General features: G+C 32.1%; 20 protein-coding genes. 19 read left to right on the forward strand and 1 reads right to left on the reverse strand.

The genetic code is table 11. The annotated features are described in order from the left end of the window. The 10 genes from HMPREF2658_RS03630 (at position 1) to rny (ending at position 10453) form a co-directional block, all read left to right on the forward strand. Positions 1-714: a GntR family transcriptional regulator gene (locus tag HMPREF2658_RS03630; RefSeq protein ID WP_001293306.1), complete on the forward strand. Its 714-nt coding sequence runs from the start codon at positions 1-3 to the stop codon at positions 712-714. Between the two features lie 30 nt (positions 715-744). Further along, a complete protein-coding gene (gene yfmF, locus HMPREF2658_RS03635) occupies positions 745-2010 on the forward strand; it encodes an EF-P 5-aminopentanol modification-associated protein YfmF (protein WP_000089944.1) in 1266 nt (421 codons plus the stop codon). Then, the gene (gene yfmH, locus HMPREF2658_RS03640) at positions 2010-3296 is read left to right on the forward strand and encodes an EF-P 5-aminopentanol modification-associated protein YfmH (RefSeq protein ID WP_000664766.1); all 1287 of its coding nucleotides are present in this window, start codon (positions 2010-2012) and stop codon (positions 3294-3296) included. The genes yfmF and yfmH overlap by 1 nt, the downstream gene beginning before the upstream one ends. Next, positions 3296-4000 carry an elongation factor P 5-aminopentanone reductase gene (gene ymfI, locus HMPREF2658_RS03645; protein ID WP_000646222.1) on the forward strand — a complete coding sequence of 235 codons (705 nt, stop codon included), beginning with the start codon at positions 3296-3298 and terminating at the stop codon, positions 3998-4000. The genes yfmH and ymfI overlap by 1 nt, the downstream gene beginning before the upstream one ends. A 104-nt stretch (positions 4001-4104) precedes the next feature. Continuing rightward, on the forward strand, positions 4105-4932 hold the full coding sequence (locus HMPREF2658_RS03650) for a YmfK family protein (protein ID WP_000214890.1): 828 nt from the start codon (positions 4105-4107) through the stop codon (positions 4930-4932). Positions 4933-4950: 18 nt separating this feature from the next. Continuing rightward, positions 4951-5343 (forward strand): helix-turn-helix domain-containing protein, encoded by a 393-nt coding sequence (locus tag HMPREF2658_RS03655; RefSeq protein WP_000859445.1) that lies wholly within the window; start codon positions 4951-4953, stop codon positions 5341-5343. Positions 5344-5376: 33 nt separating this feature from the next. Further along, positions 5377-5955, forward strand: a complete 579-nt coding sequence (gene pgsA / locus HMPREF2658_RS03660; RefSeq protein ID WP_001025090.1) for a CDP-diacylglycerol--glycerol-3-phosphate 3-phosphatidyltransferase — start codon at positions 5377-5379, stop codon at positions 5953-5955. Positions 5956-6180: 225 nt separating this feature from the next. Continuing rightward, positions 6181-7332, forward strand: coding sequence for a CinA family nicotinamide mononucleotide deamidase-related protein (locus HMPREF2658_RS03665; RefSeq protein ID WP_000020365.1), 1152 nt, complete (start codon positions 6181-6183; stop codon positions 7330-7332). Between the two features lie 164 nt (positions 7333-7496). Beyond that, positions 7497-8540: a recombinase RecA gene (recA, locus tag HMPREF2658_RS03670; protein WP_000368166.1), complete on the forward strand. Its 1044-nt coding sequence runs from the start codon at positions 7497-7499 to the stop codon at positions 8538-8540. Between the two features lie 353 nt (positions 8541-8893). Further along, entirely contained in the window at positions 8894-10453 is a 1560-nt protein-coding gene (rny, locus tag HMPREF2658_RS03675) for a ribonuclease Y (protein WP_070854203.1), read from the forward strand. 297 nt (positions 10454-10750) lie between these two features. Here the strand turns inward: rny and HMPREF2658_RS03680 are convergent, their stop codons facing one another. Continuing rightward, positions 10751-10966, reverse strand: a complete 216-nt coding sequence (locus HMPREF2658_RS03680) for a hypothetical protein (RefSeq protein WP_000026308.1) — start codon at positions 10964-10966, stop codon at positions 10751-10753. 173 nt (positions 10967-11139) lie between these two features. Between HMPREF2658_RS03680 and HMPREF2658_RS03685 the strand changes: the two genes are divergently transcribed. The 9 genes from HMPREF2658_RS03685 (at position 11140) to mutL (ending at position 22595) form a co-directional block, all read left to right on the forward strand. Further along, entirely contained in the window at positions 11140-11937 is a 798-nt protein-coding gene (locus tag HMPREF2658_RS03685) for a TIGR00282 family metallophosphoesterase (protein WP_001222105.1), read from the forward strand. 139 nt (positions 11938-12076) lie between these two features. After that, a complete protein-coding gene (locus HMPREF2658_RS03690; protein WP_000804316.1) occupies positions 12077-13837 on the forward strand; it encodes a 2-oxoacid:acceptor oxidoreductase subunit alpha in 1761 nt (586 codons plus the stop codon). After that, the gene (locus HMPREF2658_RS03695; protein ID WP_000190139.1) at positions 13838-14704 is read left to right on the forward strand and encodes a 2-oxoacid:ferredoxin oxidoreductase subunit beta; all 867 of its coding nucleotides are present in this window, start codon (positions 13838-13840) and stop codon (positions 14702-14704) included. A gap of 92 nt (positions 14705-14796) precedes the next feature. Continuing rightward, positions 14797-15090 carry a thiamine-binding protein gene (locus HMPREF2658_RS03700; RefSeq protein ID WP_000655670.1) on the forward strand — a complete coding sequence of 98 codons (294 nt, stop codon included), beginning with the start codon at positions 14797-14799 and terminating at the stop codon, positions 15088-15090. 133 nt (positions 15091-15223) lie between these two features. Continuing rightward, positions 15224-16768, forward strand: a complete 1545-nt coding sequence (gene miaB, locus HMPREF2658_RS03705) for a tRNA (N6-isopentenyl adenosine(37)-C2)-methylthiotransferase MiaB (protein ID WP_001001521.1) — start codon at positions 15224-15226, stop codon at positions 16766-16768. Continuing rightward, on the forward strand, positions 16769-17134 hold the full coding sequence (locus tag HMPREF2658_RS03710; protein ID WP_000282383.1) for a YlbF/YmcA family competence regulator: 366 nt from the start codon (positions 16769-16771) through the stop codon (positions 17132-17134). It abuts the gene before it with no gap. Positions 17135-17160: 26 nt separating this feature from the next. Continuing rightward, complete coding sequence (thiW, locus tag HMPREF2658_RS03715) at positions 17161-17652, forward strand: energy coupling factor transporter S component ThiW (RefSeq protein ID WP_000842278.1); 492 nt, start codon at positions 17161-17163, stop codon at positions 17650-17652. Between the two features lie 302 nt (positions 17653-17954). Further along, on the forward strand, positions 17955-20573 hold the full coding sequence (mutS, locus tag HMPREF2658_RS03720; RefSeq protein ID WP_000073338.1) for a DNA mismatch repair protein MutS: 2619 nt from the start codon (positions 17955-17957) through the stop codon (positions 20571-20573). A 12-nt stretch (positions 20574-20585) separates the two neighbouring features. Beyond that, positions 20586-22595, forward strand: a complete 2010-nt coding sequence (gene mutL / locus HMPREF2658_RS03725; RefSeq protein ID WP_070854204.1) for a DNA mismatch repair endonuclease MutL — start codon at positions 20586-20588, stop codon at positions 22593-22595. Positions 22596-22600: the final 5 nt, after the last annotated feature.

Below are 22600 nucleotides of genomic sequence, written 5' to 3' on the forward strand. Positions count from 1 at the left end.
ATGTCAGAAATGAATGCGGTATATAACGTTAAACAATACATTTTAAATTTGATTAAGCAAAATAAATTGGAATATGGTGACCAACTTCCAAGTAATTTATCAATTGCCAGAGAATTAAATGTAAAAACCGACGATGTTTATGAAGCAATTCAGGCATTGATTACTGAACAAGTCATTAAAGATAATTTTGAAGAGGGCACAAGTGTTAAGTCACTGCCCCCTTTCTTTTATCCATTGAATGAACTTATAAGTATTGGGCAAATGATTAAAAATGCAGGATTTGAATGCGGAACTGAATACTTAAATTTTGATGAGCAACCAGCAACTATGTTAGATGCAAATTTGTTGAGCGTTGAAGAAGGATATCCAGTAACCATTATAGAACGATTACGAACTGCCGATGGAGAACCGGTCGTCTATTGTTTAGATAAAATTGCTAAAAAAGAATTAACATGTACAGAGTATCAAATGAGCAATGGATCGATACTAAGTGCGATAAAAGAACAAAGTAATCATAATATTTGTTATGCTGATACAGAAATTGAAGCGGTAAATTATGAACCTCGAATATCCGAAGTACTTAATGCTTCGCCACACGAAGGTTTGATTTTATTAAAAATTACGCACTACAATGAATTAGATGAACCTATTTTGTATTCATTAAATTATATGAAAAATAGCTTAGTTCAATTTAAAATCACTAGAAAAATATAGATGTAAGAAGATATAGAGGAGGCTATATATTTGAGTAGACAATCTCAACCAAATATACATATCAAAGTTTCACCAACAACTAAATTTAAAACAACTACTATAGTTTTTAAATTTATGGCACCTTTAGAATATGACACAATAACAGCTAGATCATTATTAAGCAAATTATTAGTTCGAGCAACTAAGAAATGGCCAACCGATAAGTCATTTAATAATCACTTAGCCGATTTATATGGTGCGTATGTGAATAGTACAATTTCAAAATTCAAAGATCAGCATGTCATTACATTTTCATTAGAAATTGTTAATGAACGTTATTTAAGAAACGGTGAATCATTATTTAATCAAGGATTAGATTTATTACAAGAAATCATTTGGAATCCATTAATTGAAAATAAAGCATTCAATGATAATTTTGTTAACCAAGAGAAAACATTATTAGCCAAAAAAATAGAAGCAATGGTAGATAACAAAGCACAATATTCGTTTTTAAAATTACTCGACCATATGTTTGAAAATGAAGCATACAAATACTTATCTACAGGACAACTAGAACAAATCCCACATATTACTGCTGAAACACTATATCATACATATCAATCAATGATTAATAATGATCAATGTTCTGTTTATGTTGTCGGCAATGTAGAACCTGAAAGTGTTGAGAACCAAATACGTGAAAAATTTGCACTTAAACCATTCGATAAACATCAATTCCAACATTCTACTCATCATTTACACGATGAAGAAGTTGATTATATTGTTGAATATGATGACGTGGATCAAGCTAAATTAAATATGGGATACCGTTTTCCAACACAATATGGACAAAGTGGATATGCTGCCTTTGTTGTATTTAACATGATGTTTGGAGGAGATCCTTCATCTGTTTTATTTAATGAAGTGCGAGAAAAGCAAAGTTTAGCGTACTCTATACACTCACAAATTGATGGCAAAAATGGCTATTTATTTGTTTTGAGTGGGGTTTCAAGTGATAAGTACGAAACTGCAAAAGACACTATTATAAGTGAATTTGAAAAAATAAAAGCAGGAGATTTCACTGAAGAAAAATTAGAGTTAGCTAAAAAAGTAATCATTTCTCATCGATATGAATCTGAAGATCGTCCGAAAAGTATTATAGAGATTATGCATAACCAAATATTATTAGAGCAACCACAAAGCAAAGAAACATTTATAAATGATATACAGAAGGTAAGTCGCGAAGATATTGTTTCTGTTGCTGAAAAAGCATTTTTAGATACAATCTATGTGTTGACAAAAGGAGGGGATAAATAATGAAAGAGCGTTATTATGAATTAATAGACGAAAGGGTATTCGAACAAGAATTAGAAAATGGTTTACGATTATTTATTATCCCCAAACCAGGTTTTCAAAAGACATTTGTCACGTACACTACGCAATTTGGTTCATTAGATAATCAATTCAAACCCCTTGGACAAGACCAATTTGTTACTGTACCTGATGGAGTTGCTCACTTTTTAGAACATAAATTATTTGAAAAAGAAGAAGAAGACTTATTTACTGCGTTTGCTGAAGATAATGCACAAGCAAATGCGTTTACAAGCTTTGATCGTACAAGCTACTTGTTCAGTGCAACTGATAATATTGAAAACAATATTAAACGTTTACTTACAATGGTTGAAACGCCTTATTTTACAAAAGAAACTGTTGATAAAGAAAAAGGTATTATTGCAGAAGAGATAAAAATGTATCAAGAACAACCTGGATATAAATTAATGTTCAATACATTGCGTGCAATGTATCAACAACATCCAATACGTGTTGATATTGCCGGTAGTGTAGAAAGCATATATGATATTACAAAAGATGATTTGTATCTATGTTATGAAACGTTTTATCATCCATCAAATATGGTTTTATTTGTTGTTGGCGATGTGGATCCTGAAGCAATATGTCGAATAGTAAAACAACACGAGGATGCTCGTAATAAAGTTAACCAACCCAAAATCGAACGAGGACTTGTTGATGAACCGGAGGATGTTAAAGAAGCATTTGTTACTGAATCTATGAAAATTCAATCACCAAGACTAATGCTTGGTTTTAAAAATAAACCATTACAAGAAGCGCCTCAAAAATATGTACAACGTGATTTAGAAATGTCTTTATTCTTTGAGTTAATTTTTGGGGAAGAAACAGATTTTTATCAGAATTTATTAAACGAAGGACTTATCGATGATACATTTGGTTATCAATTTGTACTAGAGCCGACGTATAGTTTTTCAATCGTGACAAGCGCTACTGAAGAACCAGATAAATTAAAAAAATTATTATTAGATGAGTTGCGTGATAAAAAAGGCAATTTCCAAGATGCAGAAGCATTTGAACTTTTGAAAAAGCAATTTATAGGTGAGTTCATATCAAGTTTAAACTCACCTGAATATATTGCTAATCAATATACTAAATTGTATTTTGAAGGTGTTAGTGTGTTTGACATGTTAGACATTGTTGAAAACATCACGTTAGATAGTATTAACGAAACGTCATCGTTATATTTAAATTTAGATCAGCAAGTCGATAGTCGTTTGGAGATTAAAAAGTAATGAAAGCATTAGTATTAGGTGGTTCTGGTTCAATTGGTTCTGAGATAGTCAAACAATTATTAACTGATGGATTTGAAGTTTATGTGCAATATTATCGTACTGATATAAATGAATTAACTAGCAAATTTAATGATGACAAAGTGCATTTTATACAAGCGGATTTATCTCAAACAATTGATATTGACAAAACATTTGGTGACATTAAATCATTAGACTGTTTAATATATGCAAGTGGTCAGTCTTTATATGGTGTTTTACAAGATATGAAAGACCATGATATTGATGCATGTTATCAGTTAAATGTGTTGCAATTAATTCGATTATGTAGATATTTCGTTGATGTTTTACGTCAAAGTGACAATGGAAGAATTATTGTAATTTCATCAATTTGGGGTGAGACAGGAGCTAGTATGGAAACTATTTATTCGACGATGAAAAGTGCACAATTAGGTTTCGTTAAGGCGCTTAGTCAAGAGCTTGCACTAACATCAGTGACAGTAAATGCTATCGCACCTGGATTTGTAGCTGGTAATATGGCAAGTGAGTGGCAAGAAGATGAACTTCAAGCAATGATAACTGAATTACCACAACAGCGATTGGTTTTACCGAGTGAGGTTGCTCATACATGCGCCTATTTATATCACCCAAATGCTAGAAGTGTTACTGGAACTATACAGAAAGTTAATGGTGCTTGGTATATTTAAAATATAGAACTATTTTTATGAGCAAATGTTTTTATGATTGATGTTATAATATGAATATTACAATGAATCATAATTTGTTAATTAAACAAGGGGTGAGGTTCACCATGACAGTTGCAGAGAAAAAAGAATGGTACCTAGAATACGAAATTGAAATTAATAGACCGGGTCTTTTAGGTGATGTATCTAGTTTATTAGGTATGTTAGGTATAAGTATTGTTACAATTAATGGTGTTGATCAAGGTAAACGAGGCCTTTTAATTAAAACAGACAATCTTGAAAAAGTTGAACGTTTTGAGCAAATAGCTCGTGGTATAAATGAAATTGAAATAACAAAGCTTAAAAAACCAGAATTAAGAGACCGTCTTGCAGTTAGACATGGTAGATATATTGAGCAAGATGCAAAAGATAAGAAAACCTTTCGATTTGAGCGTGAAGATTTAGGCTTGTTAGTAGACTTTTTAGCTGAATTGTTCAAAGAAGAAGGTCATAAGTTGATTGGCATTAGAGGTATGCCACGGGTTGGTAAAACTGAATCAATTGTTGCGGGAAGTGTTTGTGCACATAAGAGATGGTTATTTATTAGTTCTACTTTAATAAAACAAACTGTACGTAGCTCTCTAATCAAAGGGGAATATGATGCCAATCATGTATATATTATTGATGGTGCAGTTACTGCCAGAGAATCTAATCCAAAACATCAAGAGCTTGTTAACGAAGTTATGACGTTACCATCAATCAAAGTCGTTGAACATCCTGATTTATTTGTTGAAACAAGTACTTGTACAATGGAAGATTTTGACTATATTATCGAATTGAGAGAAAATGAAAATCAAGAAATACATTACGAAGAAATGAAGAAACAGACAGTCCAAAGTAAGAATAATTTAGATTTTGGAGATCCATTTGGTGGTGGTTTTGGTTTCTTCGAGTAAGTGTAAGGAGGCTATGAATTGAAAACGGTCGGTGAAGCGCTAAAAGGTAGACGTGAAAGGTTAGGAATGACTTTAACAGAATTAGAGCAACGTACTGGAATTAAACGTGAAATGCTAGTGTATATTGAAAATAATGAATTCGATCAACTACCGAATAAAAATTACAGTGAAGGATTTATTAGAAAATATGCAAGCGTAGTAAATATTGAACCTAACCAATTAATTCAAGCTCATCAAGATGAAATTCCATCGAACCAAGCCGAATGGGACGAAGTAATTACAGTTTTCAATAATAATAAAGACTTAGATTATAAGAGTAAATCAAAAGAGCCAATACAATTATTAGTAATCATGGGCATTACAGTTTTAATAACTTTATTGTTATGGATCATGTTAGTTTTAATATTTTAACAGAAATAAATTAGTGAGAAATGAGGATGTATAATGAATATTCCGAACCAGATTACGGTTTTTAGAGTAGTGTTAATACCAGTTTTTATATTGTTTGCGTTAGTTGATTTTGGATTTGGCAATGTGTCATTTCTAGGAGGATATGAAATAAGAATTGAGTTATTAATCAGTGGTTTTATTTTTATATTGGCTTCCCTTAGCGATTTTGTTGATGGTTATTTAGCTAGAAAATGGAATTTAGTTACAAATATGGGGAAATTTTTGGATCCATTAGCGGATAAATTATTAGTTGCAAGTGCTTTAATTGTACTTGTACAACTAGGACTAACAAATTCTGTAGTAGCAATCATTATTATTGCCAGAGAATTTGCCGTAACTGGTTTACGTTTATTACAAATTGAACAAGGATTCGTAAGTGCAGCTGGTCAATTAGGTAAAATTAAAACAGCAGTTACTATGGTAGCAATTACTTGGTTGTTATTAGGCGATCCATTGGCAACATTGATTGGTTTGTCAATAGGACAAATTTTATTATACATTGGTGTTATTTTTACTATCTTATCTGGTATTGAATACTTTTATAAAGGTAGAGATGTTTTTAAACAAAAATAAATATTTGTTTATACTAGATTTCAGTTTCATATGGAATCTAGTTTTTTTAATCCCAATTTTAGAAATTAGCCACGCATTTGTTTATAATGATATATTGTAAAACAATATTTGTTCATTTTTTTAGGAAAATGTGTTGTAGCATCTGATACATTGAATTTAAAATTGATGTGAATTTTTAATTGGAATACATGAAAAAATGAATTAAACGATACAAGGGGGATATAAATGTCAATTGCCATTATTGCTGTAGGCTCAGAACTATTGCTAGGTCAAATCGCTAATACCAACGGACAATTTCTATCTAAAGTATTTAATGAAATTGGACAAAATGTATTAGAACATAAAGTTATTGGAGATAATAAAAAACGTTTAGAATCAAGTGTACGTCATGCGTTAGAAAAATATGATACTGTTATTTTAACAGGTGGCTTAGGTCCTACGAAAGATGACTTAACGAAGCATACAGTGGCCCAGATTGTTGGTAAAGATTTAGTTATTGATGAGCCTTCTTTAAAATATATTGAAAGCTATTTTGAGGAACAAGGACAAGTAATGACACCTAATAATAAACAACAGGCTTTAGTAATTGAAGGTTCAACTGTATTAGCAAATCATCATGGCATGGCTCCAGGAATGATAGTGAATTTTGAAAACAAACAAATTATTTTATTACCAGGTCCACCGAAAGAAATGCAACCAATGGTAAAAAATGAATTGTTGTCACATTTTATAAACCATAATCGAATTATACATTCTGAACTATTAAGATTTGCGGGAATAGGTGAATCTAAAGTAGAAACAGTATTAATAGATCTTATCGATAAACAGACTAATCCTACGATTGCGCCTTTGGCAGGAAGTCATGAAGTATATATTAGATTGACTGCAAATGCCGACTCAAAAGAACAAGCACAATCATTGATTCAACCTGTTAAGCAAGAAATTCTTTATCGTATTGGAGAATATTATTATGGTTCAGATGACACATTAATTGAGCAAGCTGTAATAAAGAAAATTCATGAACCTTTTGTAATATATGATGGTATTACTAATGGTGCTTTATATCATCGATTGAAAGAAGTGGATTTAAACGATGTTCTAAAGGGTATGATTAATCACAATGAAAACTTTGTTGATATTAATAAACCTATTGAGCAGCAATTAAAAGATGCAGTGCAATTTGTTAATAAATTATTTAATGTGTCATCAGCAATTATTCTATTAGAGTATGATGGTGTAGTCCATATAGGCTATGATAATAACTTAGAATTTAAAACTGAACAATTTAAAATGTCTAAATCTAGAAATTTATTAAAGAACAGAAGTCAAAATTATGCGCTCATAAGATTATTAAATTGGCTTAGAACTACAAATTAATTGTATTATCGATAAAAATACAAGCACGTTTGTTCGTTTTTGTGTTTTGATTTCAAGATTTTATACGAACAAATATTCGCAAAACACTTGTATTTTATTTTGAATCCTTGTATAGTATTGGTAAGATAATTAAAAGATAGCAATTTCAATTAGGAGGTCTCGCTTTGGATAACGATCGTCAAAAAGCTTTAGATACAGTAATTAAAAATATGGAGAAATCTTTCGGTAAAGGTGCCGTAATGAAGTTGGGTGACAATATAGGTCGCCGAGTTTCAACTACATCAACTGGTTCAGTTACATTAGATAATGCGCTAGGTGTAGGTGGCTATCCTAAAGGACGAATTATTGAAATTTATGGTCCTGAAAGTTCTGGTAAGACAACAGTAGCGCTTCACGCTATTGCTGAAGTACAAAGTAATGGCGGGGTGGCAGCATTTATCGATGCTGAACATGCTTTAGATCCAGAATATGCTCAAGCATTAGGCGTAGATATCGATAATTTATATTTATCGCAACCGGATCATGGTGAACAAGGTCTTGAAATCGCTGAAGCATTTGTTAGAAGTGGTGCAGTTGATATTGTAGTTGTAGACTCAGTTGCTGCTTTAACACCTAAAGCTGAAATTGAAGGAGAAATGGGAGACACTCACGTTGGTTTACAAGCTCGTTTAATGTCACAAGCGTTACGTAAACTTTCAGGTGCTATTTCTAAATCAAATACAACTGCTATTTTCATCAACCAAATTCGTGAAAAAGTTGGTGTTATGTTCGGTAATCCAGAGACTACACCAGGTGGACGTGCATTAAAATTCTATAGTTCAGTAAGACTAGAAGTACGTCGTGCAGAACAGCTTAAACAAGGACAAGAAATTGTAGGTAATAGAACTAAAATTAAAGTCGTTAAAAATAAAGTGGCACCACCATTTAGAGTAGCTGAAGTTGATATTATGTATGGACAAGGTATTTCTAAAGAGGGTGAACTTATTGATTTAGGTGTTGAAAACGACATCGTTGATAAATCAGGAGCATGGTATTCATACAATGGCGAACGAATGGGTCAAGGTAAGGAAAATGTTAAAATGTACTTGAAAGAAAATCCACAAATTAAAGAAGAAATTGATCGTAAATTGAGAGAAAAATTAGGTATATCTGACGGTGATGTTGAAGAAACGGAAGATGCACCAAAGTCATTATTTGACGAAGAATAGTACACAAATTTATATCTATAGTTAAACTTAGCAAGTATCCTTATAGGATTGATTGAAAGTGATATTCATCTCATAAAGCTAGAATAATATCTAACTTTATGGGATGCACTACAAATCGAGACTATAAGGTTTTTTATTTTATTTACTATTACATTATCAATAGTTTTATAATCGAGCTTCAAAACTTTAGAAAATAGTAGAAATAGCATTCAATAAAGTGCAAAAGTGCAAATTGATAACTTGACACTTATCTCCTATAAACCGTACAATTAATTTGTATGATTTATATATAATTTCATAAAGTCATATTGAATTTCATATAAAGAGCAAACCCTAGAAAAGGAGGTGTTTGTGTGAATTTATTAAGCCTCCTACTCATTTTGCTGGGGATCATTCTAGGAGTTGTTGGAGGGTATGTTGTTGCCCGAAATTTGTTGCTTCAAAAGCAATCACAAGCTAGACAAACTGCCGAAGATATTGTAAATCAAGCACATAAAGAAGCTGACAATATCAAAAAAGAGAAATTACTTGAGGCAAAAGAAGAAAACCAAATCCTAAGAGAACAAACTGAAGCAGAACTACGAGAAAGACGTAGCGAACTTCAAAGACAAGAAACCCGACTTCTTCAAAAAGAAGAAAACTTAGAGCGTAAATCTGATCTATTAGATAAAAAAGATGAGATTTTAGAGCAAAAAGAATCAAAAATTGAAGAAAAACAACAACAAGTAGGTGCAAAAGAGAGTAGTGTTCAAACGTTAATAATGAAGCATGAACAAGAATTAGAACGCATCTCCGGTCTCACTCAAGAAGAAGCTATTAATGAGCAACTTCAAAGAGTAGAGGAAGAACTGTCACAAGATATTGCAGTACTTGTTAAAGAAAAAGAAAAAGAAGCTAAAGAAAAAGTTGATAAAACAGCAAAAGAATTATTAGCTACAGCGGTACAAAGATTAGCAGCAGATCACACAAGTGAATCAACGGTATCAGTAGTTAACTTACCTAATGATGAGATGAAAGGTCGAATCATTGGACGAGAAGGACGAAACATCCGTACACTTGAAACTTTAACTGGCATTGATTTAATTATTGATGACACACCAGAAGCAGTTATATTATCTGGTTTTGATCCAATAAGAAGAGAAATTGCTAGAACAGCACTTGTTAACTTAGTATCTGATGGACGTATTCATCCAGGTAGAATTGAAGATATGGTCGAAAAAGCTAGAAAAGAAGTAGACGATATTATTAGAGAAGCAGGTGAACAAGCTACATTTGAAGTGAACGCACATAATATGCATCCTGACTTAGTAAAAATTGTAGGGCGTTTAAACTATCGTACAAGTTACGGTCAAAATGTACTTAAACATTCAATTGAAGTTGCGCATCTTGCTAGCATGTTAGCTGCTGAGCTAGGCGAAGATGAGACATTAGCGAAACGAGCTGGACTTTTACATGATGTTGGTAAAGCAATTGATCATGAAGTAGAAGGTAGTCATGTTGAAATCGGTGTAGAATTAGCGAAAAAATATGGTGAAAATGAAACGGTTATTAATGCCATTCACTCTCATCATGGTGATGTTGAACCTACATCAATTATCTCTATCCTTGTTGCTGCTGCAGATGCATTATCTGCGGCTCGTCCAGGTGCAAGAAAAGAAACATTAGAGAATTATATTCGTCGATTAGAACGTTTAGAAACGTTATCAGAAAGTTATGATGGTGTAGAAAAAGCATTTGCGATTCAGGCAGGTAGAGAAATCCGAGTGATTGTATCTCCTGAAGAAATTGATGATTTAAAATCTTATCGATTGGCTAGAGATATTAAAAATCAGATTGAAGATGAATTACAATATCCTGGTCATATCAAGGTGACAGTTGTTCGAGAGACTAGAGCAGTAGAATATGCGAAATAATTTTTGTCTCCCTCACAAATTAGTGAGGGAGCTTTTTTAAGTTGTAGTCTCAATCTAGTTAGACAGCACTTTATTGGCGATAACTATATTAAACAGTCGTTATTTGAAATTAAGACGGACCTTATATTAAATAAGAAGTTATTGCTTTAAATAAAAATGTTTTAGTCTTCATAATTACTATATTTATATTATGTAAACCTATAAAGGTGATTGCTTTTTCTAACTAACAAAAAAGAAGAGAAGATGTAACACATCTTCTCTTCTGCAATATTAATTAGGATTTATTTCTAAGTTGAGTTATTTTAATTGTAAATCTGTTTTCTTTAATTCTTTTATAACTTCTGCAGTATCATAACAATTTGTTGCAATTGTTGAATATCTCTCTGCTAAACGATATGCATTAATGTAAAGCTTTAAACTTTCTTTAGCTATATCCTCTGCATCTTCAAATTTTGATGGGTTAGACATAACTACTAATTCTGCAAATTTTTCTGGATCAATATTAATAGACATGTATTTATTTACAACTCCTATTTATTTTGATGTCTTAATACTAACATATTGAAGTTTTCAGACAAAGTAATGTCTCTTTATAATTGAAGAAAAATAATTCAAAGAATTTAATATTTACTTTAAATATTAGAACGTATGAATTAAACTAGTATTTATGAGAGGATGAACAAAACATGAGAATAATGTTTATAGGGGATATCGTAGGTAAAATTGGACGAGACGCAATTGAAACGTACATACCTCAACTGAAGCAAAAGTATAAACCAACAGTTACAATTGTAAATGCTGAAAATGCAGCGCATGGTAAAGGTTTGACTGAAAAAATATATAAACAATTACTAAGAAATGGTGTAGATTTCATGACTATGGGTAATCACACATATGGTCAACGTGAAATTTATGATTTTATAGATGAAGCAAAACGACTAGTAAGACCAGCGAATTTTCCGGATGAAGCGCCGGGAATTGGTATGAGATTTATACAAATTAATGATATTAAACTTGCAGTTATTAATCTGCAAGGAAGAGCGTTTATGCCAGATATTGATGATCCTTTTAAAAAGGCAGATCAATTAGTCAAGGAAGCACAAGAACAAACTCCGTTTATATTTGTTGATTTTCATGCAGAAACAACTTCTGAAAAGTATGCAATGGGATGGCATTTAGATGGTAGAGCTAGCGCTGTTGTTGGAACGCATACACACATTCAAACAGCAGATGAACGTATTTTACCAAAGGGTACAGGGTATATAACGGATGTTGGTATGACAGGCTTTTATGACGGCATTTTAGGAATAAATAAAACAGAGGTAATTGAGCGTTTTATCACTAGTTTGCCACAAAGACATGTTGTTCCAAATGAAGGTAGAAGTGTATTATCTGGTGTTGTTATTGATTTGGACAAAGAAGGTAAAACAAAGCACATCGAACGTATATTGATAAATGATGACCATCCATTTTCAACATTTTAAAATTACGTAAGTAAACATTCGAATTGAGCACTATCGTCCATTAGTATGAATTTAATATAGTACCACTGTTTACATAGTAAATCGGTGGTTCTTTTTGTTATCATTTAATATGAAATATATCCATAGGAGGCATATAACTATGAAACCACAATTATCGTGGAAAGTTGGCGGTCAACAAGGCGAAGGTATTGAATCAACTGGGGAAATCTTCGCTACGGCTATGAATAGAAAAGGATATTATTTATATGGATATAGACATTTTTCAAGTCGTATCAAAGGTGGACATACGAATAATAAAATTAGAGTTTCTACGACGCCTGTTCATGCAATTAGTGATGATTTAGATATTTTGATTGCATTTGACCAAGAAACAATTGATGTTAACCATCATGAAATGAGAGAAGACAGTATTATTTTAGCTGATGCCAAGGCTAAACCTGTGAAACCAGAGGGATGTCATGCACAGCTTATTGAATTACCTTTTACAGCAACCGCTAAAGAATTAGGTACAGCATTAATGAAAAACATGGTTGCAATAGGTGCTACTAGCGCATTGATGAATTTGAATACAAATACATTTGAAGAGCTTATTACTAATATGTTTTCTAAAAAAGGTGACAAGGTAGTTGAAGTCAATATACAAGCATTAAACGAAGGTTATCAATTAATGCAATCTCGATTACCTGAAATCTGCGGGGACTTTGAATTAGAGTCAACAGATGCACTACCACATTTATATATGATTGGTAACGATGCCATTGGATTAGGTGCAATTGCTGCAGGTTCACAATTTATGGCGGCATATCCTATTACACCTGCGTCTGAAGTTATGGAATATATGATTGCCAATATATCTAAAGTAAACGGAGCGGTTATTCAAACAGAAGATGAAATTGCTGCTGTAACTATGGCTATTGGTGCAAATTATGGTGGAGTCAGAGCGTTTACGGCTAGTGCTGGTCCAGGTTTATCTTTAATGATGGAAGCAATTGGATTATCTGGTATGACTGAAACGCCATTAGTCATTATTAATACCCAACGAGGTGGACCTTCTACTGGATTACCTACGAAACAAGAACAGTCAGATTTAATGCAAATGATTTATGGTACACATGGTGATATTCCAAAAATAGTTGTAGCACCAACTGATGCAGAAGATGCATTTTATTTAACTATGGAAGCCTTTAATTTAGCAGAGCAATATCAATGCCCTGTTATAGTTCTAAGTGATTTGCAATTATCTTTAGGTAAACAAACTGTTGAAAAATTAGATTATAATCGTATTGAAATTAAACGTGGTGAAATCATTCAATCTGATATTGAACGTGAAGAAGATGATAAAGGTTATTTCAAGCGTTACGCGTTAACATCCAATGGTGTTTCTCCTAGACCTATCCCCGGTGTTAAAGGAGGTATTCATCATATAACTGGTGTGGAACACAATGAAGAAGGTAAACCTAGTGAATCTGCGTCAAATAGACAACAACAAATGGAAAAACGAATGCGTAAAATTGAGCAGTTACTAATTGAATCGCCAGTAGAAGCTAACTTACAACATGAGGATGCAGATATTCTTTATATCGGTTTTATTTCTACAAAAGGTGCAATTCAAGAAGGTAGTAACCGTTTGAATCAACAAGGCATAAAAGTTAACACTATACAAATTAGACAATTGCATCCATTCCCGACAAGTGTTATTCAAGATGCAGTTAATAAAGCGAAGAAAGTCGTTGTAGTGGAGCACAATTATCAAGGACAATTGTCTAGTATTATAAAAATGAATGTCAATATTCATGATAAGATTGAAAATTATACAAAGTATGATGGGACACCTTTCCTACCACATGAAATCGAAGAAAAAGGTAAAATAATTGCTACTGAAATAAAGGAGATGGTATAGATGGCGACATTTAAAGATTTTAGAAATAATGTTAAGCCTAACTGGTGCCCTGGATGTGGCGATTTCTCAGTACAAGCTGCAATTCAAAAAGCAGCCGCAAATATAGGGTTAGAACCTGAAGAAGTAGCTATCATCACCGGTATAGGATGTTCTGGCCGTCTTTCAGGATATATTAATTCTTATGGCGTTCATTCTATTCACGGACGAGCATTACCTTTAGCTCAAGGTGTAAAAATGGCGAATAAAGATTTAACTGTTATTGCATCTGGAGGAGATGGTGATGGTTATGCTATTGGTATGGGGCATACAATCCATGCTTTAAGAAGAAATATGAACATGACGTATATAGTCATGGATAATCAAATTTATGGTTTGACAAAGGGACAAACATCGCCGTCATCAGCAGTAGGATTTGTTACTAAAACAACGCCAAAAGGTAATATAGAAAAAAATGTTGCGCCTTTAGAATTAGCATTATCATCTGGTGCCACATTTGTAGCCCAAGGTTTTTCAAGTGATATTAAAGGATTAACAAAACTAATTGAAGATGCAATTAATCATGATGGGTTTTCATTTGTTAATGTCTTTTCACCATGTGTGACTTATAATAAAATTAACACATACGATTGGTTTAAAGAACATTTAACAAGTGTTGATGACATTGAAAACTATGATTCTACAGATAAACAATTAGCGACTAAAACTGTTATTGAACATGAATCTTTAGTAACTGGTATTGTTTATCAAGATAAAGAAACACCATCATATGAATCTCAAATTAAAGAATTAGATAATACACCACTTGCTAAAAGAGATATCAAAATTACTGAAGACACGTTCAATGCATTAACTGAACAATTTATTTAATAATTAAAACTGAGTCGTATAAATGTATTTATAACAGATCCATTTATGCTACTCAGTTTTTTACTATTACAAAAATAAAGGAGTTTTTTAAAATGAAAGACACATTAATGAGTATACAAATAATTCCTAAAACACCAAACAATGACAATGTTATACCTTACGTAGACGAGGCGATTAAATTAATTGACGAATCTGGTTTGCATTTTAGAGTAGGTCCGTTAGAAACGACAGTACAAGGAAATATGAATGAATGTTTAATTTTAATACAATCATTAAATGAACGAATGGTGGAACTTGAATGTCCAAGTATTATTAGCCAAGTTAAGTTTTATCATGTGCCAGATGGCATCACTATTGAAACTTTAACTGAAAAATATGATGAATAACATTAAAAGTGAAGTAAACTGGATTTGAATTGGCTTGTTAGAGATGACGTATAACTTTAACTGCTTTTGCACTTTATAGTTAAATTTAATATAATTATTAAATGATACGGGCAAATAGAAAGGATTTTGTAAAGTGAACGAAGAACAAAGAAAAGCAAGTTCTGTAGATGTTTTAGCTGAGAGAGATAAGAAAGCAGAAAAAGATTATAGTAAATATTTTGAACATGTTTATCAGCCGCCTAATTTAAAAGAAGCGAAAAAAAGAGGTAAACAAGAAGTTCGTTATAATAGAGATTTCCAAATTGATGAAAAATATCGCGGTATGGGGAACGAGCGTACATTTTTAATTAAAACATATGGATGTCAAATGAATGCACATGACACTGAGGTCATTGCTGGTATACTTGAAGCATTAGGCTATCAAGCAACGACTGATATTAACACTGCAGATGTTATTTTAATTAATACATGTGCGATTAGAGAAAATGCCGAGAACAAAGTGTTTAGTGAAATTGGTAATTTGAAGCATTTGAAGAAAGAACGACCTGATATTTTAATCGGAGTTTGTGGTTGTATGTCACAAGAAGAGTCAGTAGTGAATAAAATTTTAAAATCGTATCAAAATGTAGATATGATTTTTGGTACACATAATATTCATCATTTACCAGAAATTTTAGAAGAAGCATACTTATCTAAAGCAATGGTTGTTGAAGTATGGTCTAAAGAAGGAGACGTTATTGAAAATCTTCCAAAAGTCCGTGAAGGCAACATTAAAGCATGGGTCAATATTATGTATGGTTGTGATAAGTTTTGTACATATTGCATTGTTCCATTTACAAGAGGTAAAGAACGAAGCCGTAGACCTGAAGATATTATAGATGAAGTACGTGAACTTGCTCGTGAAGGTTACAAAGAAATAACGCTTTTAGGTCAAAATGTAAATTCTTATGGTAAAGATTTACAGGATATAGAATATGACTTAGGAGATCTTTTACAAGCAATTTCTAAAATAGCGATTCCAAGAGTTCGTTTCACAACAAGTCATCCTTGGGACTTCACAGATCACATGATTGATGTTATTTCAGAGGGTGGTAATATCGTTCCTCATATCCACTTGCCAGTTCAATCTGGAAATAATGCAGTATTAAAAATAATGGGTAGAAAATATACACGAGAAAGTTATTTGGATTTAGTAAAACGAATCAAAGATAGAATTCCAAATGTAGCATTAACTACAGATATTATTGTAGGGTATCCAAATGAATCAGAGGAACAATTTGAAGAAACTTTAACTTTGTATGATGAAGTTGGTTTTGAACATGCATATACGTATTTGTATTCACAACGTGATGGTACGCCTGCAGCTAAAATGAAAGATAATGTACCTTTAGATGTTAAAAAGGAACGATTGCAACGTTTGAATAAAAAAGTTGGTCATTATTCACAAATAGCTATGAGTAAGTACGAAGGACAAACTGTAACAGTACTTTGTGAAGGTAGTAGTAAAAAAGATGATCAGGTTCTTGCTGGCTACACCGATAAAAATAAGTTAGTTAATTTCAAAGCGCCTAAAGAAATGATTGGTAAACTAGTGGAAGTACGAATAGATGAAGCTAAACAGTATTCATTAAATGGCAGTTTTGTAAAGGAAGTAGAGCCGGAAATGGTGATTCAATAAATGTATAATAAAGATGACGTGTTGAAACAAGCGGATAATATTGCAAATAAAATTAAAAATTTGGATACTATCAAAACATATCAACAAATTGAAGCACAGATTCATCAGAACCAAACGATAAAGACTAAAATGGATTTGTTAAAAAAGCATCAAAAACAAGCAGTAAACTTTCAAAATTACGGGAAACAAAATGCGCTAGAACAGTCGGAACATACCATTCAAAGTATAGAAGCAGAAATAAATACATTGCCTATAGTTGAACAGTTTCAAACTTCACAATATGAAGCGAATCAATTATTGAAAATGTTTGTATCAACAATGGAAACACGTTTAAATGACCATAATAAAGCCAAACATAGTGATTAATTACAAACAAAAAGGAGAACAATCATATGAAATCAAGAAAACTGGCTATAACTGCACTTTTAATTGCAATAAATGTTGTATTAAGCAGTATTATCATCATTCCTCTAGGACCAGTTAAGGCAGCACCAGTACAGCATTTTGTAAATGTATTAAGTGCGGTCATAGTAGGTCCTTGGTATGGATTAGCTCAAGCGCTTATATCATCAATTTTAAGAGTTCTTTTTGGAACTGGTACAGCTTTTGCATTTCCGGGTAGTATGATTGGAGTTTTATTGGCTAGTATGTTTTACATATATCGTAAACATATATTCATGGCCGCGGTCGGTGAAGTACTTGGAACTGGTGTTATCGGAAGTTTAATTTGTATACCATTAGCATATTTCCTTGGGCTTCAAGACTTCTTCATTAAACCGTTAATGATTACGTTCATAGTCTCAAGTGCTATCGGATCTATTATAAGTTATTTCTTATTACTTACTCTAAAAAAACGTGGTATTCTTCAAAGGTTTATAAAATAATTTTATGATATATGATTTCAAACAGAGTCATTTTTTATTTTAATATTGAACGCCCATACTTAATTAAATGTCTTGAATGTTAGAATTTTAATATAATTCTAAACATGCTATTAACACATTTTATTAGGTTTGAGGCGTTTTCTTATACATTTAAGATACTTCGTTATTATATGGTATGAATAGGTTTGTAAAAGTAAGTATGTTAAAATGTATAAGTTAAATAATTAATAATTAGAAAGCTTACAAACGAATATATTGTAAAGACAAATTTTAAAAAGAGACAAGGGTTGTGAAGAAATAATATGTCTAATGTTACACCAATGATGCAGCAATATTTAAAAATAAAATCAGAATACCAAGATTGCTTATTATTTTTTAGACTAGGTGATTTCTATGAAATGTTTTATGAAGATGCCAAGGAGGCATCACGTGTACTTGAAATTACTTTAACTAAAAGGGATGCTAAAAAAGAAAATCCAATTCCGATGTGTGGTGTTCCGTATCATTCTGCAGATAGTTATATAGATACACTTGTTAATAATGGATATAAAGTAGCTATTTGTGAACAGATGGAAGATCCGAAACAAACGAAAGGTATGGTTAGACGTGAGGTAGTAAGAATTGTGACTCCAGGAACTGTGATGGAGCAAGGTGGTGTAGATGATAAACAAAATAACTATATTTTAAGTTTTGTTATGAATCAACCTGAAATTGCGCTTAGTTACTGTGATGTTTCTACTGGCGAATTAAAGGTTACACATTTTAATGATGAAGCGACTTTATTAAATGAAATTACGACGATAAACCCTAACGAAGTTGTTATCAATGACAATATTTCCGATCATTTAAAAAGACAAATTAATATGGTGACAGAAACAATAACAGTCAGGGAAACGTTATCATCAGAAATCTATAGTGTGAATCAAACTGAACATAAATTAATGTATCAAGCGACACAATTATTGCTAGATTATATTCATCATACACAAAAACGTGATTTATCGCATATCGAGGATGTTGTTCAATATGCAGCTATAGATTATATGAAAATGGATTTTTATGCTAAGAGAAACCTTGAGTTAACGGAAAGCATTCGATTAAAATCCAAAAAAGGAACGCTACTTTGGCTAATGGACGAAACGAAAACACCAATGGGAGCACGCCGATTAAAACAATGGATAGATAGACCACTAATAAGTAAAGAACAAATTGAAGCACGATTAGATATCGTTGATGAATTTAGTGCTCATTTCATAGAAAGAGACACCTTAAGAACATATCTTAATCAAGTGTATGATATTGAACGTCTTGTTGGGCGTGTTAGTTACGGAAATGTTAATGCGAGAGATTTAATTCAACTTAAACATTCCATTTCTGAAATACCGAATATTAAAGCATTACTAAATTCTATGAATCAGGATACTCTTGTACAAGTTAATCAACTCGAACCACTTGATGATTTACTTGATATACTAGAACAGAGTTTAGTAGAAGAACCACCAATTTCAGTTAAAGATGGTGGACTATTCAAAGTTGGTTTTAATATGCAATTAGATGAATATCTTGAAGCTTCAAAAAACGGAAAAACATGGTTAGCAGAATTACAAGCCAAAGAAAGACAACGTACAGGAATAAAATCGTTGAAAATAAGCTTTAATAAAGTGTTTGGTTATTTTATAGAAATAACACGTGCCAACTTGCAAAATTTTGAACCAAGTGAATTTGGTTATATGAGGAAGCAAACGTTATCGAATGCGGAACGATTTATAACTGATGAACTTAAAGAAAAAGAAGATATCATTTTAGGTGCGGAAGACAAAGCCATAGAATTAGAATATCAATTATTTGTTCAGCTACGTGAAGAAGTTAAAAAATATACTGAACGTTTACAACAACAAGCTAAAATTATTTCAGAGTTAGATTGTTTACAGAGCTTTGCAGAAATTGCTCAAAAATATAATTATACTAGGCCTTCATTTAGTGAAAATAAAACATTAGAATTAGTGGAATCTAGGCACCCAGTAGTGGAAAGAGTAATGGATTATAATGATTATGTTCCGAATGATTGTCGATTAGATAATGAGACGTTTATCTATTTAATTACAGGTCCAAATATGTCTGGTAAATCAACATATATGAGGCAAGTTGCAATTATTAGTATTATGGCGCAAATGGGTGCTTATGTTCCTTGCAAAGAGGCTGTGTTACCTATATTTGATCAAATATTCACTAGAATAGGTGCGGCAGATGATTTGGTTTCAGGTAAGAGTACGTTTATGGTAGAAATGCTAGAAGCACAAAAGGCATTAACTTATGCAACAGAGGATAGTTTGATTATTTTCGATGAAATTGGACGTGGTACTTCAACGTATGACGGTTTAGCTTTAGCGCAGGCAATGATAGAGTATGTAGCTGAAACATCACATGCTAAAACGTTATTTTCAACACATTATCATGAATTGACAACATTAGATCAAGCATTACCAAGTCTAAAAAATGTTCACGTCGCTGCTAATGAATATAAAGGTGAACTTATATTCTTGCATAAAGTTAAAGATGGTGCAGTTGACGATAGTTATGGTATTCAAGTTGCGAAATTAGCTGATTTACCTGAAAAAGTTATTAGCAGAGCACAAGTGATCCTAAGCGAGTTTGAAGCGTCTGCTGGTAAAAAATCATCGATATCAAATTTAAAAATGGTCGAAAATGAACCTGAAATTAATCAAGAAAATTCAAACTTATGTGTTGAAGAAACAACTGATACTTTATCTCAAAAAGACTTTGAACAAGCATCATTTGATTTGTTTGAAAATGATCAAGAAAGCGAGATTGAACTACAAATTAAAAATTTGAATTTATCTAATATGACACCAATTGAGGCATTGGTGAAGTTAAGTGAATTACAAAATCAATTAAAATAGAGGTGTTGCAAAATGGGGAAAATTAAAGAACTCCAAACCTCATTAGCAAATAAAATCGCAGCAGGTGAAGTAGTTGAAAGACCGAGTTCTGTTGTGAAAGAACTGTTGGAAAATGCTATAGATGCAGGCGCTACAGAAATAAGCATTGAAGTAGAGGAATCTGGCGTCCAATCTATTCGCGTAGTCGATAATGGAAGCGGAATTGAAGCGGAAGACTTAGGATTAGTATTTCATAGACATGCGACTAGTAAATTAGATCAAGATGAAGATTTATTTCATATTAGGACATTAGGATTCCGTGGTGAAGCACTAGCTAGTATTTCATCAGTTGCTAAAGTAACATTGAAGACTTGCACGGATAATGCTAATGGAAATGAAATATATGTAGAAAATGGTGAAATATTAAATCATAAGCCTGCAAAAGCGAAAAAAGGAACAGATATACTTGTAGAATCATTATTTTATAATACACCAGCACGTTTAAAATATATTAAAAGTTTATATACTGAACTAGGTAAAATAACTGATGTAGTCAACAGAATGGCAATGAGCCATCCGGACATTCGAATAGCACTCATTTCAGATGGCAAAACAATGTTAAGTACAAATGGTTCAGGACGAACTAATGAAGTGATGGCAGAGATCTATGGGATGAAAGTTGCACGAGATTTAGTACATATATCTGGAGATACAAGTGATTATCACATTGAAGGTTTTGTTGCAAAGCCTGAACATTCTAGAAGTAATAAGCACTATATTTCTATTTTTATTAATGGACGATACATTAAAAACTTTATGCTAAATAAAGCGATTTTAGAAGGCTATCATACACTCTTAACAATAGGTAGGTTCCCGATTTGTTATATTAATATTGAAATGGATCCAATCTTAGTAGACGTTAATGTTCATCCAACAAAACTAGAAGTGCGTTTATCAAAAGAAGAGCAACTATATCAATTGATAGTGAGCAAAATACAAGAAGCATTTAAAGACCGTATATTAATTCCTAAAAATAACTTGGATTATGTGCCGAAAAAAAATAAAGTGTTACATTCATTCGAACAACAAAAAATCGAATTTGAACAAAGACAAAACACAGAGGATAACCAAGAGAAGACGTTTTCATCTGAAGAAAGTAACCGTAAGCCATTTATGGCAGAAAATCAAAACGATGAGATAGTTATAAGAGAAGATTCATATAATCCATTCGTAACGAAAACGTCTGAAAGTTTAATAGCTGATGATGAATCTTCCGGTTATAATGATACACGTGAAAAAGATGAAGACTACTTCAAAAAACAACAAGAAATTTTACAAGAAATGGATCAAACATTTGATTCAAATGACGATACTTCTGTGCAAAATTATGAGAATAAAGCGTCTGATGATTATTATGATGTGAACGATATTAAAGGAACAAAAAGTAAAGACCCTAAACGAAGAATTCCATATATGGAAATTGTTGGCCAAGTACATGGAACGTATATTATTGCTCAAAATGAATTTGGCATGTACATGATTGACCAGCATGCAGCTCAAGAAAGAATAAAATATGAATATTTTCGAGATAAAATAGGTGAAGTTACCAATGAAGTACAAGATTTATTAATCCCGTTAACATTTCATTTTTCAAAAGATGAACAATTAGTCATTGATCAATATAAAAATGAGCTTCAACAAGTAGGTATCATGTTAGAACATTTTGGTGGTCATGATTATATTGTAAGTAGCTATCCAGTTTGGTTCCCTAAAGATGAAGTAGAAGAAATTATTAAAGATATGATTGAGCTAATTTTGGAAGAGAAAAAAGTAGATATCAAAAAATTACGTGAAGACGTAGCAATCATGATGTCATGTAAAAAATCTATTAAAGCGAATCATTATTTACAAAAACATGAAATGTCTGATTTAATTGATCAATTAAGAGAAGCGGAAGATCCATTTACATGTCCACATGGTCGTCCAATTATCATTAATTTTTCAAAATACGAATTAGAAAAATTATTTAAGCGTGTGATGTAGAGAGG

Source organism: Staphylococcus sp. HMSC062H10 (assembly GCF_001836945.1).
In the GTDB taxonomy this organism is placed as follows: Bacteria; Bacillota; Bacilli; order Staphylococcales; family Staphylococcaceae; genus Staphylococcus; species Staphylococcus aureus.

Coding starts and splice junctions, on each gene's coding strand:
- HMPREF2658_RS03630 (WP_001293306.1), top strand. CDS start 1: ATGTCAGAAATGAATGCGGTATATAACGTTAAACAATACATTTTAAAT.
- yfmH (WP_000664766.1), top strand. CDS start 2,010: ATGAAAGAGCGTTATTATGAATTAATAGACGAAAGGGTATTCGAACAA.
- ymfI (WP_000646222.1), top strand. CDS start 3,296: ATGAAAGCATTAGTATTAGGTGGTTCTGGTTCAATTGGTTCTGAGATA.
- HMPREF2658_RS03650 (WP_000214890.1), top strand. CDS start 4,105: ATGACAGTTGCAGAGAAAAAAGAATGGTACCTAGAATACGAAATTGAA.
- pgsA (WP_001025090.1), top strand. CDS start 5,377: ATGAATATTCCGAACCAGATTACGGTTTTTAGAGTAGTGTTAATACCA.
- HMPREF2658_RS03665 (WP_000020365.1), top strand. CDS start 6,181: ATGTCAATTGCCATTATTGCTGTAGGCTCAGAACTATTGCTAGGTCAA.
- HMPREF2658_RS03680 (WP_000026308.1), bottom strand. CDS start 10,966: ATGTCTATTAATATTGATCCAGAAAAATTTGCAGAATTAGTAGTTATG.
- HMPREF2658_RS03685 (WP_001222105.1), top strand. CDS start 11,140: ATGAGAATAATGTTTATAGGGGATATCGTAGGTAAAATTGGACGAGAC.
- HMPREF2658_RS03690 (WP_000804316.1), top strand. CDS start 12,077: ATGAAACCACAATTATCGTGGAAAGTTGGCGGTCAACAAGGCGAAGGT.
- HMPREF2658_RS03695 (WP_000190139.1), top strand. CDS start 13,838: ATGGCGACATTTAAAGATTTTAGAAATAATGTTAAGCCTAACTGGTGC.
- HMPREF2658_RS03700 (WP_000655670.1), top strand. CDS start 14,797: ATGAAAGACACATTAATGAGTATACAAATAATTCCTAAAACACCAAAC.
- HMPREF2658_RS03710 (WP_000282383.1), top strand. CDS start 16,769: ATGTATAATAAAGATGACGTGTTGAAACAAGCGGATAATATTGCAAAT.
- thiW (WP_000842278.1), top strand. CDS start 17,161: ATGAAATCAAGAAAACTGGCTATAACTGCACTTTTAATTGCAATAAAT.
- mutS (WP_000073338.1), top strand. CDS start 17,955: ATGTCTAATGTTACACCAATGATGCAGCAATATTTAAAAATAAAATCA.
- mutL (WP_070854204.1), top strand. CDS start 20,586: ATGGGGAAAATTAAAGAACTCCAAACCTCATTAGCAAATAAAATCGCA.